The organism is Arcobacter roscoffensis (assembly GCF_024267655.1).
Taxonomy (GTDB): domain Bacteria; phylum Campylobacterota; class Campylobacteria; order Campylobacterales; family Arcobacteraceae; genus Arcobacter_B; species Arcobacter_B roscoffensis.
Genome location: NZ_CP100595.1, coordinates 1,480,037 through 1,496,966, shown reverse-complemented (window position 1 = coordinate 1,496,966; position 16,930 = coordinate 1,480,037). Strand labels below are relative to the sequence as shown.

Genomic DNA, 16,930 nt, shown 5'->3' with positions numbered 1-16,930 from the left:
CCTTAATTTATCTTTTAATAATTGCATCTTCTAATTCGCTTGGCACATTCTTTTTATGAACTGCAACGCCGTATGCATTATCTGTTTTATTAATATTAATTTGTTGAGTTGGGTATGCAATATGAATATCATCTTCTTTCATAAATGCACTGATAATCTCAGGAGACATAGTACTTCTTAGCTGTAATGCAGCATAAGAATTCGTAAGATACCATCCTGAAATAACCATACCATGTGTTTCTGCAAAAGTAAACACTCTTGGTTCTACGCCTGTAGCTCTTAACTGATATTTACTTCTCATTTTAGATAACTGTTTTCTTGTAATATCAGTATATCCTTTTGAGTAATGTTTTAAAATATCTTTTACAATTCTCTGGGCTTTTTTGTGGTTGGAATCAAAAGTAATAGTAACATCAATACCATCCCAAACTGTTCTAAGGCCTGCATGAGTGTAGTTTGCAATCATTTCAGAGAAAACATAGTTATTTGGAATAAAGAAAATTCTACCTGTTCTTCTATTTACTGTATATGAAGTGTAAGTAATATCTTCTCTAATTGTAATTTTAAATAGAGAAATATCAAGAACATCTCCAACTACTTCTAATCCATTTCTTGTAACTTTTATTCTATCCCCAACTTGAATAGAACCTGATGTTACAATAACCATCCATCCAAAAATAGACATAAACCAATCTTTAAGTGCAATAGCAATACCCGCAGATGCGAAACCTAAGATTGTTACTACATAAGATACATTATCTATGTATGAAAAAAGTATTACCATAATTACTAAAAATACAACTGTAAAGTTTATGACTTTGTTTGTCATATAGTAACTCTCATTTTGAGAGAAGTACTTTTTAAGAGTAAGTTTTACTAAAAATGTAATTAACCATAAAATAACAATAATTGCTAAGATGATTATGATTTTCTGAACTTGTTGAGATATTTGGTCTTTTATCTCTAAAATAACTTGTTCGATCTTTCTTGTATAAACAATTTGCGTTGTTGATACAATCTCTAAAACCATATTAAAATCTTTTTTCTGTTTATCTAAGAAAGTGATTTTATCTTTATAAATACTTTTTTGATCTAAATTAAATAGTTCTAAATATAAAACAAGTTCTCTATCAAGTTTTAAAGCTAAATTTTCAATATCTTTTTCTAAGTTTTTGAATTGTTTTTTATTATCTTCAAGTCTTTTGATATGAGATAAAGCATTTATAATTCCAAAAGGATTAGTGATTTCTTGATACTCTTCTATTTCAGGAGGATTAATAAGTCCACCAATAGGTGAACCTTTATACTCTTTAATAAGCTCTAATTCATTCTCTTTTACTTTTATCTTATTGTGTAATTGATATAGTTTTTCTTCATTTTGAATTTTTTTCTTATGTAGTAGATCTTTTTTAAAATTTGCAAGTTCCGTTGAAATTTTACTATAAGAAATATAGTTTGAATATCTTTTTAATAAAATATTATCTTTTAATTCTAAATCGATTATTCTAATTTTTTCTAATAAAACATTTATTTTAGCAAGATTTTGCATATTAATTTCTCTTGCTTTTTTCTCAGCTAACTCTCTTGCTTTTTCTGCTTCAAGCTCTTTTTGAGCAGCATCAAACCTTTGTTTTATCATCTTTTGTTCAATTTCATCAACAACTGCTTTATCTTCTGGGGCAATTACATCATTTGAAATTACACTCTCTTGTGCAAATGAAAAAGAAAAAACAAATAAAGCAGATAATACTATTTTTTTAATCAATTTAGAATTCCTTTAAAACCTCAATAACATCATTTTTACTTACTTCATCAGTAATAACACAATCACCTAAACCTTTAGGTAAAATAAACTTGATTTTGTTATCAAGTGATTTTTTATCTAAGAAAAAGTGTTCATAGAAGTCTTCCACATCTTTTATACTATATGAAGTAGGAATGTCATATTTTTCAAGTAAATTTTTCACTCTTAGTGCTTCTTCTTCATTCATAAGTCCAACTTTAACAGCTAGTTTATTTGCCATAACCATTCCAATACCTACAGCTTCTCCATGTAAGTAAGTATTGTAGTTTGTTTCATTTTCAATTACATGCCCAAAAGTATGTCCATAATTAAGAGCTGCTCTTATACCATGTTCTTTTTCATCCTTTGATACAACATCAGCTTTTGTTTCTACAGATTTTGCAATGGCAATTTTTATATTCTCATCACTTGTTAAATCATTTTGTTCTAACCATTCAAAAAAGTCTTTATTAAAAGTAACTGCCATTTTAACTATTTCAGCTACTCCTGCTCCAAACTCTCTTTTTGGTAAAGTTTTTAACATACTTGGATCAATTAAAACAGCTTTTGGTTGATGAAAAGCCCCAATTAGATTTTTCCCATATTTATTATTTATACCTGTTTTACCACCAACACTTGCATCAACTTGAGAAAGAAGTGTTGTAGGAATTTGAACAAAGTTAATTCCTCTTTGATAAATAGAAGCGGCAAAACCTGTCATATCACCAATTACTCCACCACCAAAAGCAACTAATAGTGATTTTCTATCAAGTCTATGTTCAAAACAATGATTTAAAATCATATCGATTGTACTCATATTTTTGTACTCTTCCCCATCAGGAATAGTTACAACACTTAACTCTTTTGCACTTAAGTATTTTTTTAAGTAATCAAGATGAAAACCACTAACTGTTGGGTTAGTAACCACAACTACTTTTGTATCAAAATGTATATCATTTAATTTATCAATCGTAATATCGTAAGATGTGTTATTTGGTAAAGTAATATTTACTATCATATAAAATCCATTTAGTCTAAATTTATAAGATTTTATCTAAAAAAATCTAATTATCGGTTTAAAAAGTTCTATAAAATCGGCCTTTATTAAATGCCATTTAAGATTCATTTGTTAGGCTAGGAGAAATAATAATTAAATTTTTAGGAGAGAGTATGAATATTGCAAATATTGGGTTTTTTAAAGGTATGAATAAAAACATGTCATTAATTACAATTTTTTTGATTTTATTAGCAGTATTTTTAACTGGATATTTTCCTGTAAAAAGTGCAGATTTTTTTGTAATAATTAGAGAGTATTTAAACCCTTTTTTAGAGTGGTATTATGTACTTTTAGTTGCATTTTTACTCTTTTTTATGATTTGGCTTGGTATGGGAAGATATAAAAATATAAGATTAGGTGGAGATTTAGAACAACCTGAATTTACTTTCTTTTCTTGGGTTTCTATGCTTTTTGCAGCAGGAACAGGAGTGGGTATTCTTTTTTGGTCAGTAGCACAACCAATTATACAGTTTCAAGAAAATCCATTTACAGGTACAGCTATGACACCTGAAGCTGCGATAAAAGGTATGAGTCTAACATACTTTCACTGGGGTTTAAATGGTTGGGCAATATTTTCATTTATTGCTATTACTATGGCATATTTTTCTTTTAGACATGATTATCCTTTGACTATTCGTTCTGCATTATACCCTATTTTAGGTCGTCATACAGATGGAATAATTGGTGATATTGTAGATGTCCTAGCAGTTATTGGTACAATCTTTGGTATTGCAACAACTCTTGGTTTAGGAGTTGAGCAAATGAACTCAGGTTTAAAAGAAGTATTAAATATAAATACTTCAACAACTTTACAAATAATAGTAATGGTAATAATCATGTTAATAGCTACGGTCTCAGTATTATCAGGTGTTAATAAAGGTGTAAAACTACTTTCCGTTGGTAACTTTTGGCTAAGTATAATAGCATTAGGATTTTTACTTATTTTTGGGCCAACTCAATATTTAATAGGTCTTACAATAGAATCAACAGGTGATTATATACAAAATATTTTAAGACTTACTTTTCATACAAATGTAACTCATGATACCAATTGGCAAGCTGTGTGGACAGTTTTCTTCTGGGGTTGGTGGATTGCATGGTCGCCATTTGTTGGTATGTTCATTGCAAGAATTTCTAGGGGAAGAACCTTTGGTGAGTTTGTTGCAGGAGTACTTCTAACACCAACTTTAATTACAATTATTTGGATTGGTTTATTTGGTGGGACTGCACTTTATGAACAACTTTTTATGCAAAAAGATATTGTAACAGCTGTAAACAATGATGTATCAGGAGCACTTTTTACAATGCTTGATAATCTAAATTTGGGTGAATTAGGAGATATAATGTCATTTCTAATGATAGTACTAATTGCTACATATTTAATAACATCAGCAAATGCTGGAACACTTGTAATCACAACAATATTATCAGCAGGTTCAACAAATCCTCCATCACTTCATAGAGGCTTGTGGGGAGTAATTCTTACACTATTAACTGGTGTACTTATAATAGCAGGTGGCTTAGAGACACTTCAAGCAGCAGTAATTACAGCTGCACTTCCTTTTTCTATTATTATCATGATAATGATTGCAGGACTTTTAAAAAGTCTAAGCTTAGAAGACACTGCAGTAAGATCAGGTAATGAAACTTTAAGTGCTAGAGAACCATGGATTTTAGAAAAAGAAGTGGGTGAAGAAGCCACTATTATTGATGAACTAAATCCAAATGTCAAAAAAATAGAAGAGCCTGAATATAAATAAAGGCTTTTTCTATTTAAGTAACTAGCACAAAAAAAGAACTAGTTAAAATAGTACCCACAATAAACATACCTTGAAGCTTGAACTGAGATAAAATATCCATAGAACTTAAACCTGAACTGTAACAAGAGTCATAGTAATCCATTTTCATTTTTCATCCTTTTAGTAATAAAATATTACTTTATTCTATAAAAGAAAACTTAATTTAATATAAAAAAGCTATATTTAAAATGTGAAATTTGAAGATTTTGAAATATTGTAGAAATTGGCGACCCCAGTGTGATTCGAACACACGTCTTTAGGAGGAAATCCTAAGGTCCTTGGCCGCTAGACGACGGGGTCATATTTTGAAGACTGCAATTATATTCAAATTATTATTGAAGTATTCTTAAAATTTATGCTTAATCTAAATTATGGACTTTTAAAAAGTTAGCTGATCTTTTATGACCTAAGGCTTTTGCTTTTCTAAGCCATATTGTAGCCTCATTTCGATTCTTTGCTATTCCATGACCATTGTAATAAAAAAAGCCTAGATAAAACATAGCTTTGGTTCTTCCTTGATTAGCTGCCATTTCATAGTATTTAAATGCTTTAGTATAGTTCTGACTTACATCATTACCTAGTCTATACACATCTGCAATTTTTAGTTGCGCTTTTACATTGCCTTTATCTGCTGATTTTTCTAAAAGACTAACAGCTCTATTAATATTTTTATCTGTATCATCCCCTACTAGATAAATTACCCCTAGATTAAATAAAGCCACCTCATTATTGGCTTTACTTGCTTGTTCAAACCAGTAAATAGCTTTTTTTATATCTTTTGGAATTCCTTTTCCATAGTAATACATAGAAGCTAAATTATTTTGAGCTAAAATCACTCCTTGAACTGCTGCTTTTTCATACCAAAAATATGCTTGTTTTAAACTCTCTTCTTTTGGTGAAAGTTCATAAATCATTCCAAGATTTAATTGAGCAAGAGCATATCCTTTTTTGGCTGCTAATAAATAATACTCTTTTGCTTTAGTTTTATCTTTCTTAACACCCTTTCCCATAAAGTACATATGAGCTAAGTTATTTAATGCTCTTATATTAGAGTTTTTGGCTGCTTTTTCATACCAAAAAGCTGCTAATTCATAGCTCTTTTCAACTCCGAGACCTTTATAATTCATCAAGCCTAGATTATATTGAGCATCAGAGCTATTGTTTGCTGCTAAAATAAGTAGTTCTTCATAGGCTTGAAAATACTTCTTTTCTTTCAAACTTTTTGAAGCATCTTCAAAAGTTATTGCATTTATGCTTGAAAAAAGTATTCCTAATATAATCAAAAGTTTTAACATATTAAAGCCTTTTATTATTCTTTATCTTTCATTTCTTCGTTTACTTTTATTTTATCAAGTGTTGCGTCTATATTTTCATTTACTTCTTTATTTAATTTATCTATTTCTTCATCAATAATATTTAGATTTTTTTCATCTATTTCTTCATCTAAATTCTCTTCTTTATCATCTAATAGAATGTCTTTACTTGTATCTTCATCTACACTTAACTCAATATCTTTACTTAAAATATCATCACCGTATTGATCAATATTTCTTACTTTTATTTTATCATCAAATGAGATGTTTTTCAAAACATCATATTTATTTGGAGTTATAGTATCCCAAAGGTCACCATCACATAAAGCAGAATCTCCTAAGACATAATCCTCACATTTTGGCCACTCTTTATTTAATCCTAACATAAAATCTAATCTTTTCCAGAAAAACTTATATAAAGGCTTTTTAAAGTAAATAGGATTATCTTCATCATAAGCTTCAATTCTTTTAATATTTAATTTTACATTTGTTGTTTTATCTTTTTCTTCAACTGATATAGCCCATTTATCTTCTGTAGTATAAGCACTAAAAAGTCTAACTACTAATTTTGGTTTAACAACATAAATACTATCTCTATATGAATCTATTAAGAAATCTCTATTTCCTGAATACATAAATACTTTTTTTGAAGCTTCCAATACAGCATCTTTATTTATATTTTTATATACTTTTTTTGTATATGGTTTTTCTTTATTTAAGTTTTCATTACTTACTGCACATGCAGTAAAAAAAGTAGCAATAGTAAAAGTGCATACTATTTGCAGAATTTTTGTTTTATTTACTAGTACCATAAGCCCCTAACCTATCTAATAATTCATAATCTAAATCTAATTTAACACTATCAGCGATAATATTTATATTGTTTAGCTGTCCGAAAATTAGTGTATTTTTTACCTTATGTTTTTTTACTACATCATTAGCAAAACCTGTAGTATAATCTTTATGCATTCTTATATATGTAATTGCTAACTTTTCTAACTGCTCTAAAGGATAGTCTTCATTTTTGTATCTCTTAAGAATTGTTTTTAAGTTCATTTCAGAACATGTATTTACAAATCTAATAAAATCTATTTTATGTAAAAAAGCACTATAAGCAGTAATACTAAATACAACTTTATTAATAACTTCTTTGTTTTCTAAAGAGTATTCTTCAAGCCATTTAATAAAAGAGTTATCTTTAATAGTGCTAAAAGATAAGTTTACTGCTATTTCAAAATTACAGTTTGTGTTTTTAATATATTCAACTGCTTTTTCAACAACTTGCTTATCAAACTCTTTGATAACTCCAAGCTTTTCAGCAACAGATACAAAAGAACCTATCAATAGTTTCTCACCATTATGATCAAATAATTGTGGAGCTAACTCTTTCATGATAATCTCATCAGGTTTATCAAATGAATATGTATCTAATACAAAACTAATATCAAATTTAGATTCAGATATGATTTCTTTTACATTACTATCTATTTTTTCATAATTTTTAGAAACATCTTTCTCTGTAATAATATAAGCTTTATTATTTCCTAATTGTTTAGATTTATCATAAGCTTCATTTGCAGAATTTAAAACACTTTCAATTGTTCCATATAAATCAATAGATGTAGCACCAACTTGAACTAATTCATCTGGTACATCAAAACCTGAACTCATCTTACTTACTATATCATCTACTAAAGCTTGTGAAATTTCTTGAGCTTCTTTATCATCAATATTTTTAGAAATAACTGCAAACTGAGAACCATAAAACCTATAGATTTTATTATCAGATTTACTATGAGAATAAATTGTATTTTTTATTACACTTGAATAGTGTTCAATAAAGTTATTTATATACCCACTATCATGTTTTTTACTAATTGTTGCTAAGCCATCAATTTTTATAATAAATACATATCCAGAAGTTGAAGTAATAAACATATTTTTTAAATCAAAATCAAATATCTTTTTATTTGGTAATCCTGTTAATGTATCAGTAGAAACTTTAAGTTCTAAAGACTCTTTGTTCATGTTTAATTCATTTGTTAAAGCTGCAATTTTAGATGACATTTTAGATACTTTTTGTGTAAGTTCTACAATTTGAGGTGTTCCCTCAAACTTATTTTTTTCTATAGTTGCAAACTTATTATTTATAATCTTATCAAGATGTTTGTTTAAATAAATAATAGGTTCATTCACATACTTTTTAAATACATATCTATGATAAAAAGCAATTACGAAAATAATAGGAAAAGTCATAACAAAAGTAAATAATATAAGTTTTAATAAAAAATCTTGAAGCTCTTTTTTCACAAAATAACTGTTTAAACCATAAGTAATTGTAGCTACTTTAATATCATCAATCACTAAATCATATACTTTTGAGGAAAAATCTAAATCAATTAAAGTACTTACAAATGAAAAGAATTTGTCTCCATCCATAGTTTTTTTCATTTCTAAATTTGAAAAATTGATTTGTGTTAAAAAGTTTTGAATTTCACCTTTTTTATAAAGTTGAAATCTAATTTGCAAAGCTTGGTTTTGCTCAAAATTATTTGATGGAATAAACTCAAAGTATGAACTTCCTTCAACTTCTTGAATAAAGCCAAAATTAGCATCAACTAATGTTTCTGTCATTTTCCATGACTTATCATCAAAGTTAGCTACTGAATCAACTAAAGAATTTTTATCAAAAATAAACCTATTATAGTCTACTTTTATTTGTTTAAATAGTTTCAAATCAACTGATTTATCAATTTCTAATAAAGTGTTTTCTCTTTTTACTAAGATATTATCTTCAAAATAATTATTTAAATAGTTTAAATTTAATTGAAAACTGTTCTTCGTTCTTTCAACTAAGTTATCTTTATAGTTTTTATAAAATAAATAAGAAGAAGACAAAAAAAGTACAATAAATATTACAGATAATATAGAAGTATTTCTAATATTATTATTTGTATATTTATTCATAGTTTTTTTCATTATCTATTACCTATTTCTTGAATTTTTGGATCAAGTCTTGGATGTATGCTATTTGTTGCTTTTAAAGCTTCTTCATTACTTGTAAAATCGCCATAGTTTACAATGGTTTTACTTCCATTTTTAACTAAATTTACCTTACTTAAATCTAATCCAAATCTATGGATAAACCATTTAACTTTTGAATTATCAATTTCATCTAAGAATAGTGTAAATTTCTTACTTTGTATTTTATCAGAAGCTTCGATAACTTTTTGTTCTACTAGTTTTTTCTCTTTTTCGATTCTTTCTTGTTCTTTTCTTTGAGCTTCAAGTTTAGCTTGTTCTTCTGCTAGTCTTTGCTCTTCAAGTGCTTTTTGTTCTGCTAGCTTCTTCTCTTCTTCAATTTTTTCTTGCTCTATTTTTTGAGCTTCAAGTCTTGCTTGTTCTTCTGCAAGTCTTTGCTCTTCAAGTGCTTTTTGTTCTGCTAGCTTCTTCTCTTCTTCAATTTTTTCTTGCTCTATTTTTTGAGCTTCAAGTTTTGCTTGTTCTTCAGCAAGTCTTTGCTCTTCAAGTGCTTTTTGTTCTGCTAGCTTCTTCTCTTTTTCAATTCTTTCTTGCTCTTTTCTTTGCGCTTCAAGTTTTGCTTGTTCTTCAGCAAGTCTTTGCTCTTCAAGTGCTTTTTGTTCTGCTAATTTCTTCTCTTCTTCAATTTTTTCTTGCTCTATTTTTTGAGCTTCAAGTTTTGCTTGTTCTTCTGCAAGTCTTTTCTCTTCAAGTACTTTTTGTTCTGCTAGCTTCTTCTCTTCTTCAAGTTTAGCTTTTTCTTCTAAATTCTTTTTAAGTTCTTCTTCATTAGTTTTTCTTTGCTCTTCTAAATCTTTCTTTTTACTTGCTAATTGTTTAGCTTCTACTAAAGCTTTTGTTAACTTCTCTAGTTTAGTTTCTTCTTGACTTATACTCTCTTCTTTAGTACTTTGTTCTTCAATTAATCTATTTTCTTTTAGATTATTTTTTACAAAAGATTCTTGTGTTCTAAAGATTTTTTGAATAATTGGTTTGTTTCTTCTAATAAACTCAGGTAGTTCTTCTAATTTTGACTTTACATCTTCAAAGCTATCGTATATTCCATACATAACCATTATTTTACCACTATTAGAAATTACTAAAATAGTTTTATTCTCAATATCATTCTTATTTACATACTCTTTTGCTAATTCCATAGTATCAAAAGCTGCAATATTTAAAGTAAAGTTGTTTTTTGGAGCATCTAAATATTTTTTAACAAAATCTTTTTGTTCTTTTAAATCAAGTGGTTTTTTATATACAAACTCATTATTAACTTTTTTGTCTTTTTTATTTACATACTCATATTCAACTTTTTCTTCTTTTACAATATTAAACTTTTTATTCTCATTGTAAAGCTTGATAATAGAAGCACTATTTTGAATTACAGGGAAAATATTTTCACCTTTTATTCCTGTAAATTGTAAATGGTTTTGAGCTTGCTTATAGTCTTCAAAAATACCATAAACTAATTTTATCAACTCTCCATTATCTCCTGCTCTAAAAAAGAAACTATTCTTGTATATATCATTATTTTCTATGATAGTTTTTACATCTGAAAGTTTTGTAAAGGTACTTACATTAATTGTATACTCATTATTGTTTAAAGCTAAAAACTTTTCTTTAAACTCTTGATTAGCAGTAAAACTCTTTTTCTTTTTAGGCTTTAAATACTTCTCAACAACTTTAACCTTTACTTTTACTTCTGGTTTTGGCTTTTGGATTTCAAGACCCTCTAAATATTTATTGTATTCTTCTTTTATAAGAGAAACTTTTTTTATTGCTAGGGTTTTATTTGCTAATTTTTCTTTTAGAGTATCTAAATACTCTTGTGCTAATTCTTCATTCTCAAAATTATTATGGGCTATTTTAGTTTGAATTTTTAAATCATTTACAACATCATAGGCTAAAGAATCTTCTTCAAGTTTATTCTCTTTTATAAAAGAAAAAGATTCAAATAGGTTTTTAAAATTGCCGATTTCAATCATATAGCTATTTTCATCAAAAGCCTTAAACTTTTCTATAAATTCATTTATCTTTTCTTCTAGAGATACTACAGGCTCAATAATATTTTCAATCTTTGGAACAATCTCTTCTTCTTTTTCTTTCTCTTCTGTCTTTTTATTCTCTTTTTCTAAGTCTTTAAAATTTAATCCAGGAGATGAAACACCCTCTTTTGGATAAATCGTATCCATATAATCACTTTTTGAAAAGTCAATAAACTTTTGACTTGAAGGATCAATTTCAAAGAAAGTAGCAATATCACCAGTAATTTCTAAGATATCAAAAAACTCTGTTGCTTGTTGTTGTTCAAACTTTACAAGCTCTGTTTCTGCTGAGTTTAATTGTCTTTGTCCTTGAAGCAAAGTAGCTAAGTCTTGCTCACCTAATTTAAAAGCATCCCAATAAGAACTAATCATTTTTCTAGAAGCTATTACTTCTTCAACTGTACTTTTTAAAGCTTGTGAAACTGAATCCACAGAAGTATATAGTTTAGATAAATTCCATTTTATCTTTTTCTTTTCTTCTTCTAATCTATAATTTAACTCTCTAATAGCACTATTTACTTCTAGTACTTTATTTTGATCTTTACCGCCATTGTATAAATTATATTTTACTTTAACTTTTCCATTATAGTATGACTCATGTTCTTCAATATCTTCTTTGTCATTTACTTTTTTATATGACATTTCAAAATCAACAGTTGGTTTGAATGCTGATTGAGTACTTCTAATTCTATACTTTTCTGCTTCTATTGTTTTATAATAGTTTATTAACTCTTTATTATTATCAAGTGCTCTTTTATAAAGCTGATCAAAATCATCTATTTTTATATCAAAGCTTTTCTCAAAAGGAAGAGTTTTTTCAAATCTTGAACCAACTACATATTCATAATATCTTAAAGCCTCTATATATTTTGATTTAACTTTTACAAGTTTTGTCATAGCATTTGCTACACTTGCTTTAATAGAAGTCAAATCTCCAATTGATGCTGCTCCATTGTCGTATTTTACAGTTACAATATCAAGAATCTTTCTTAGTTTCTTCATATTTCTTTCATTTACTAAAACAGACCTATTTGCAAATACAACTTGGAAATAAGCCTTAATTGCTTTTTTTATTTCATCATCTAGTGTAATTTCGTATTGATTTTGAGAAACTTCTAGTTTTTTAACTAGATTGTTAATATCATTTGTAATCTTTCCACCTGAATAAAGATTTTGTCTTAATACAATTCTGTAGTTATTATCTTTATATCTTTTATATAAAAGATTCTCATCACCACTTGGTTTTTTATAAGTTTTTCCATAGTTATACTCTAAATCAACAGAAGGATAGTTTTGCGCAAAAGCACTTTTTACTTTTAATTCATATTGAATTACTTTTTCTCTTTTTGCTTTTAAATTTTCACTTCTTGAAATAGTTTCTAAGACCACATCAATTAATCTTACTTTTTTATAATTTGAGCTATCAATTGCGTCTTTATACTTATCTTTTTCTTTTAGTTTATCTAGTGTAGCTAGGTTTCTTTCATTGTCTAAAGAGTCAAGATTAGTACTAACTCCTTCTACTCTTTTTAGCTTTTTTATAGCTTCAAGATTTAAATTAGCATTTGCAATATCTTTATTTGTTAATTGTACATTTTGCTCATCTTGCGCACTAAACATAGAAGATGTTGCTAATAAAACTAAACTATATCTAAATATCTTTTTCACTATCTTTTTATCCTAATCACTAAATAACCATTTTGTTTATTAATATCTTCTTTTACTTCTGTACTAGCTAAAAGATCAATTCTTACATCTTTTTTCTCGTAACCAAACTTTCTAATAAGATTTCTTGTTCCTAAAGACCTTGCTAAAGATATTTGTTTAGCAACTGTAGCACTAGCTTGATCTTGAACATCAGCAGCAGTAATTAATATCTTATGATTATTATATTTCTTTTTAACATCTGCAATAAAAGCTTTTAAATCTTTTGCAATTTTATTATCTAAGAAAATTTCATTTCCTTTATATGTGATAATAAAGTACTCTTCACTTTGTACAAGTACTTGTTTAGAGTCATTATCATCATCTTTTACATCAGCTACATCAACTCCACCTGATTCAAGTTCTGCTTCTTTTTTTTCTATTGCTTTTACTGTTCTTTCTTCTATTATTTTCTTTAGTCTAACAATCTCTTGTTTCATTTCTTGTATATTTTGAGTTTGTTTTTTTTGCTCTTGGTCTTGTTCTTCTTTCTTTTTTACTATTTCTTCTATTTGAAGAGGTGAAGGCGTGCTATTAAAGATCAATTCATCTGTTGTAATCGTTCCTGTATAAGAAACTTTAAATTTAAATTGAGCATAATATCCAAGGTTCACTAGCAATACTAATAGAAAAAGTAACATTACTAAAATCACTGATGAAAAAATATCAACAAATGATGGCCAAGGATTAAATTCATCTTCACATTTTCTGCTCATTCAAATTCCACTATTTATTTTCTAGCTTATCAATTCTAGTATTTAAGGTTTTAACTAAGTCAAGTAAAATTTTATTACTCTCTTCTTGTAACTCTAAATTCTTTTTCATAGTCCTATGCTCCGACATAATTACATTTGAAATCTCTTGTAATGACTCTTCCATCATTGAAGCATTTGAGAACTGGTTTACATTTAATTCTCTTAAGTTGTTAACTATATCTTCTAGAAGCATTGTTTCTTTTTCATCATTTTTATTACTTGAAGATAAATTATCACTTATAACTTTATATATCTCTTCATTGCTTTTATTAGACTTGTCAAGTTTTTCAGTAAAACTACCCATAGTATCAACAAATACATCAAGAAATCCAGCTCCTGGATTTGCAACTGCACTTGAGGCTGCTGTTTGAGTCATAGCTTGAGGTAAACCACTCTCTTCTAAAGCTTCTGATGATTGAGACTCAATAATTTTACCCTTCATCCAATCTTCAACATCATGTAAAAATGCTGCTTGGTTTCTTGTTAAAATATATTGCATTACATTTAAGATAACTGCTGAGGCAACACCAAATAATGATGAAGCAAATCCAACTGACATACCACCAAGAGGACCTGAGAAACTTGTCATTACTTCACCTAGATCAATATCATCACCACCAAAAGATAAAATAATTGCACCCATTTCATCAATAGCAACTAATAATCCTGTAAAAGTACCAAAAAGTCCAAGCATTAATGATGTTCCAACGAAAAAGTTTGTATAACCTTTTTGATTAAAAAATTGATCTGTTAACCAATCACTTACATCTTTTGCTTCATGTTGTGTAAAGTAAAGAACACCTCTTTTTGCTCTTTTGTTAAACATATGAGCAATAGTAGCAGGAAATACACCTGTAATTCCTTGAAGGTAAAATTCTAAATCCTTACCCTTTTTATAGGCTAAAATTCCAAAAGTACCTGAAAGCATTGTAAGTTTAATAGCTGCTTGATATAAAACTAATAAACCAATAGAAAATATAGTTAAAATTGCAACATTAAAAGTTAATGTTGCAAAAAAGAATGTACTAATTAATTGAATGTTTGAAAAAACTAAAAAAACTAAAAACAGTAAAAAGATAAAGTAAATCTTTAATATTTTAATACGTCTCATAAAAGTCCTCTTAGAACATAAATAGTAAGATTGAAATAACTAAACCTAAGGCAACTGTTGTTACTGTTTTTGTCATTTTATCTACGATATTTACAAAAGATCCACTGTTTGCAACTGTTTGACCAATTAAAACAACCCCAATTACATTTCCATTAATATCAGAAATTTCTCGTACGGATCTATAGAACTGATCATCAACTGAATAACTAAGATCCATCATATTTGCAAATTCTTCTTTACCGTTTTCAATGATTTTAGCAAAGAATTGACCATCATATCTTGCCTCTTCTACATATAAATCATTTACTACTTCTCTATATTTCCCGTTTCTAGCATTAATTGATAATTTATTTAACATTCTACTTTCTAATAAAAACATGAAAATAGAGTCTTCTTTAGTATATACATCTTTAAATACATGTAACTCTTCTTTTAACTCAAGAACACCAACTATTCTATCTTCTGAAATTATAGGTTGTATATAAACTAAATATATTCCATCAAATAAAACTTCTAATCCAAAAACTTTATTTTTTGAAGTTATAACTGAGTTAATACTATTTCTATATTGATTTACTTGATTAATCACAGGATAGAAACTAAGTTGTAGTGTTTCAAAACCACTATCTTTAAAGCTCTTGTTATAAGAGCCTATACTATTTCCAACTGCAATTAAATCATTTGTTTGCACTTCGTTGATTAAAGTAGTGTTTGAATTTACAGATAAAAGTATCTTTTTAAATTCTAACTCTTTTTCATAAAATTTATTTTTTAAGTTCTTATCATATGATGAAGCAATATTTGTATACACTTCTTTTGATGCATTTTGCGTCATGTGTGTTAACAAATATAATGAAAGAAAAATACCTGTGATTGAAAGAACGGCAAGAATAGTAAACCATAAACCTTTATTTTGTTTAAGATTTTTTATACTATTTTGAAGAAACTTGAAGAAACTAAACATTAAAACCTCTCATATACTACATAAAAAAGACATATTACACTAAGTAAACTTTTAAAAAAGTAAATTTAATATGACTTTTTAATAACTAAAATGAATTATTGTTCGCTTAGTGCATTTTTTCTTATATCTTTTAATGGTTTTATTATATATTCAAGTATTGTTTTCTTTCCTGTAAGTATATTTACATTTGCTACCATTCCAGGTAAGATAGGAAGTTCTGGTGCAAATTGGTTTGTATCTGCTTTAATTTTTGCTAAATAATATACACTTCCATTTCTATCTTCAAAAGAATCAGCAGAAATTGATGTAAGTTTTCCTTCAAGTAATCCATATTTAGAGAAATCATAAGCTGTAACTTCAATAGAAACTGTTTGTCCTTCCCAAACTAGGGCTCTATCAGAAGTTTTTATTTTTGCTTCAATAGTTAAAGCATCTTCAAGAGGAGTTATTTCAGCCATTTTATCACCTGGTTTTACAATTCCCCCTAATGTATAGAAATATAACTTATTTACAATACCATTCACAGGAGAAATAACTTCTTTTCTAAGTTCTCTATCTGTATTAGCCTTATTTTTTTCAATTAATTTATTTATTTCAGCTTTAATTGTAGAGTATTTATTTAAGTACTTTGTTCTTTGTTCAGATCTTACTTCTTCAATTCTTTTTTTAGCTTCGCTGATTTCTTCTTTTATAATAGGTATACTACTTCTTGTTTCAGATAACTTAGTAACGATGTTTTGTTTTTTTGATAATTCAGAAATATACTCTTTTTTAGAAACTGCATTTTTCTTATATAATTGCTCTAAAATCTTCATATTAACCTGAGCTAAATTTAACTCAATTGAAAGGTTTTCAAACTTTCTTTGAGCTTCATTTAGTTTTAACTTTTTTTGATTTAGCTTATCTTTGTAAATATTTATTTTGTTTTTTACATTCATTTGGTCTTCATTGAAAAGGCTTCTTTCATTTTCAACTATATCAGGTATTTTTTCTATAAATTCATCAGGAAAGTTTAAACTATCTTCTTCATTTATAAAAGCTTTTAGTCTTATTTCACTTGCTTTAAAAGCCAATAGGTCAATCTCTTTTGATTTTAAATCGGCTTTAAAAAACTCATTTGATAAAGTATATATAACTTGACCTCTTTTTACAGTCTCACCTTCATTTACATTTATATAAGAGATAATCCCACCTTCTAGGTTTTGAAGTACTTTTGTTTGACTTGAGGGAACAACCTTTCCTACTCCTCTTACAACTTCATCAACATTACTAAAAGATGCCCAGGTTACAAAAGAAACTATAAAAAGCATTATAGGAAGAACTGATACATAATAATTCCATTTTCTTTCTTCAAAAAATCTACTATCCATAAGTC

At 27.3% G+C, this 16,930-nt stretch carries 12 protein-coding genes and 1 tRNA gene; 1 reads left to right on the top strand and 12 read right to left on the bottom strand.

The window, feature by feature from the left end; translation table 11 throughout:
- Nucleotides 1-7: 7 nt before the first annotated feature.
- Nucleotides 8-1,765, bottom strand: a complete 1,758-nt coding sequence (locus tag NJU99_RS06855; RefSeq protein WP_254577984.1) for a mechanosensitive ion channel domain-containing protein — start codon at nucleotides 1,763-1,765, stop codon at nucleotides 8-10.
- A gap of 1 nt (nucleotide 1,766) precedes the next feature.
- Nucleotides 1,767-2,801: a 3-dehydroquinate synthase gene (gene aroB, locus NJU99_RS06850; protein ID WP_254577983.1), complete on the bottom strand. Its 1,035-nt coding sequence runs from the start codon at nucleotides 2,799-2,801 to the stop codon at nucleotides 1,767-1,769.
- A 152-nt stretch (nucleotides 2,802-2,953) separates the two neighbouring features.
- On the opposite strand from aroB, the gene NJU99_RS06845 reads away from it, so the two are divergent.
- Nucleotides 2,954-4,600 (top strand): BCCT family transporter, encoded by a 1,647-nt coding sequence (locus NJU99_RS06845; protein ID WP_254577982.1) that lies wholly within the window; start codon nucleotides 2,954-2,956, stop codon nucleotides 4,598-4,600.
- Between the two features lie 13 nt (nucleotides 4,601-4,613).
- On the opposite strand, the gene NJU99_RS14910 is transcribed toward NJU99_RS06845, so the two are convergent.
- The 10 genes from NJU99_RS14910 to NJU99_RS06800 all read right to left on the bottom strand — a co-directional run bounded on the left by NJU99_RS14910 (nucleotide 4,614) and on the right by NJU99_RS06800 (nucleotide 16,925).
- A complete protein-coding gene (locus NJU99_RS14910; RefSeq protein ID WP_283256442.1) occupies nucleotides 4,614-4,748 on the bottom strand; it encodes a hypothetical protein in 135 nt (44 codons plus the stop codon).
- Nucleotides 4,749-4,863: 115 nt separating this feature from the next.
- Nucleotides 4,864-4,939: transfer RNA gene (locus tag NJU99_RS06840), tRNA-Glu, on the bottom strand.
- A gap of 59 nt (nucleotides 4,940-4,998) precedes the next feature.
- Complete coding sequence (locus tag NJU99_RS06835) at nucleotides 4,999-5,934, bottom strand: SEL1-like repeat protein (protein WP_254577981.1); 936 nt, start codon at nucleotides 5,932-5,934, stop codon at nucleotides 4,999-5,001.
- 14 nt (nucleotides 5,935-5,948) lie between these two features.
- Complete coding sequence (locus tag NJU99_RS06830; RefSeq protein ID WP_254577980.1) at nucleotides 5,949-6,764, bottom strand: hypothetical protein; 816 nt, start codon at nucleotides 6,762-6,764, stop codon at nucleotides 5,949-5,951.
- Entirely contained in the window at nucleotides 6,748-8,931 is a 2,184-nt protein-coding gene (locus NJU99_RS06825) for a GGDEF domain-containing protein (RefSeq protein WP_254577979.1), read from the bottom strand. The genes NJU99_RS06830 and NJU99_RS06825 overlap by 17 nt, the downstream gene beginning before the upstream one ends.
- Nucleotides 8,931-12,689: a TolC family protein gene (locus NJU99_RS06820; protein ID WP_254577978.1), complete on the bottom strand. Its 3,759-nt coding sequence runs from the start codon at nucleotides 12,687-12,689 to the stop codon at nucleotides 8,931-8,933. Before NJU99_RS06820 ends, NJU99_RS06825 begins: the two co-directional genes overlap by 1 nt.
- Nucleotides 12,689-13,441 (bottom strand): hypothetical protein, encoded by a 753-nt coding sequence (locus tag NJU99_RS06815; protein WP_254577977.1) that lies wholly within the window; start codon nucleotides 13,439-13,441, stop codon nucleotides 12,689-12,691. Before NJU99_RS06815 ends, NJU99_RS06820 begins: the two co-directional genes overlap by 1 nt.
- A 10-nt stretch (nucleotides 13,442-13,451) precedes the next feature.
- Entirely contained in the window at nucleotides 13,452-14,591 is a 1,140-nt protein-coding gene (locus NJU99_RS06810) for a hypothetical protein (protein ID WP_254577976.1), read from the bottom strand.
- 10 nt (nucleotides 14,592-14,601) lie between these two features.
- Complete coding sequence (locus NJU99_RS06805) at nucleotides 14,602-15,555, bottom strand: hypothetical protein (RefSeq protein WP_254577975.1); 954 nt, start codon at nucleotides 15,553-15,555, stop codon at nucleotides 14,602-14,604.
- Between the two features lie 95 nt (nucleotides 15,556-15,650).
- On the bottom strand, nucleotides 15,651-16,925 hold the full coding sequence (locus tag NJU99_RS06800) for an HlyD family type I secretion periplasmic adaptor subunit (protein WP_254577974.1): 1,275 nt from the start codon (nucleotides 16,923-16,925) through the stop codon (nucleotides 15,651-15,653).
- Nucleotides 16,926-16,930 lie beyond the last annotated feature (5 nt).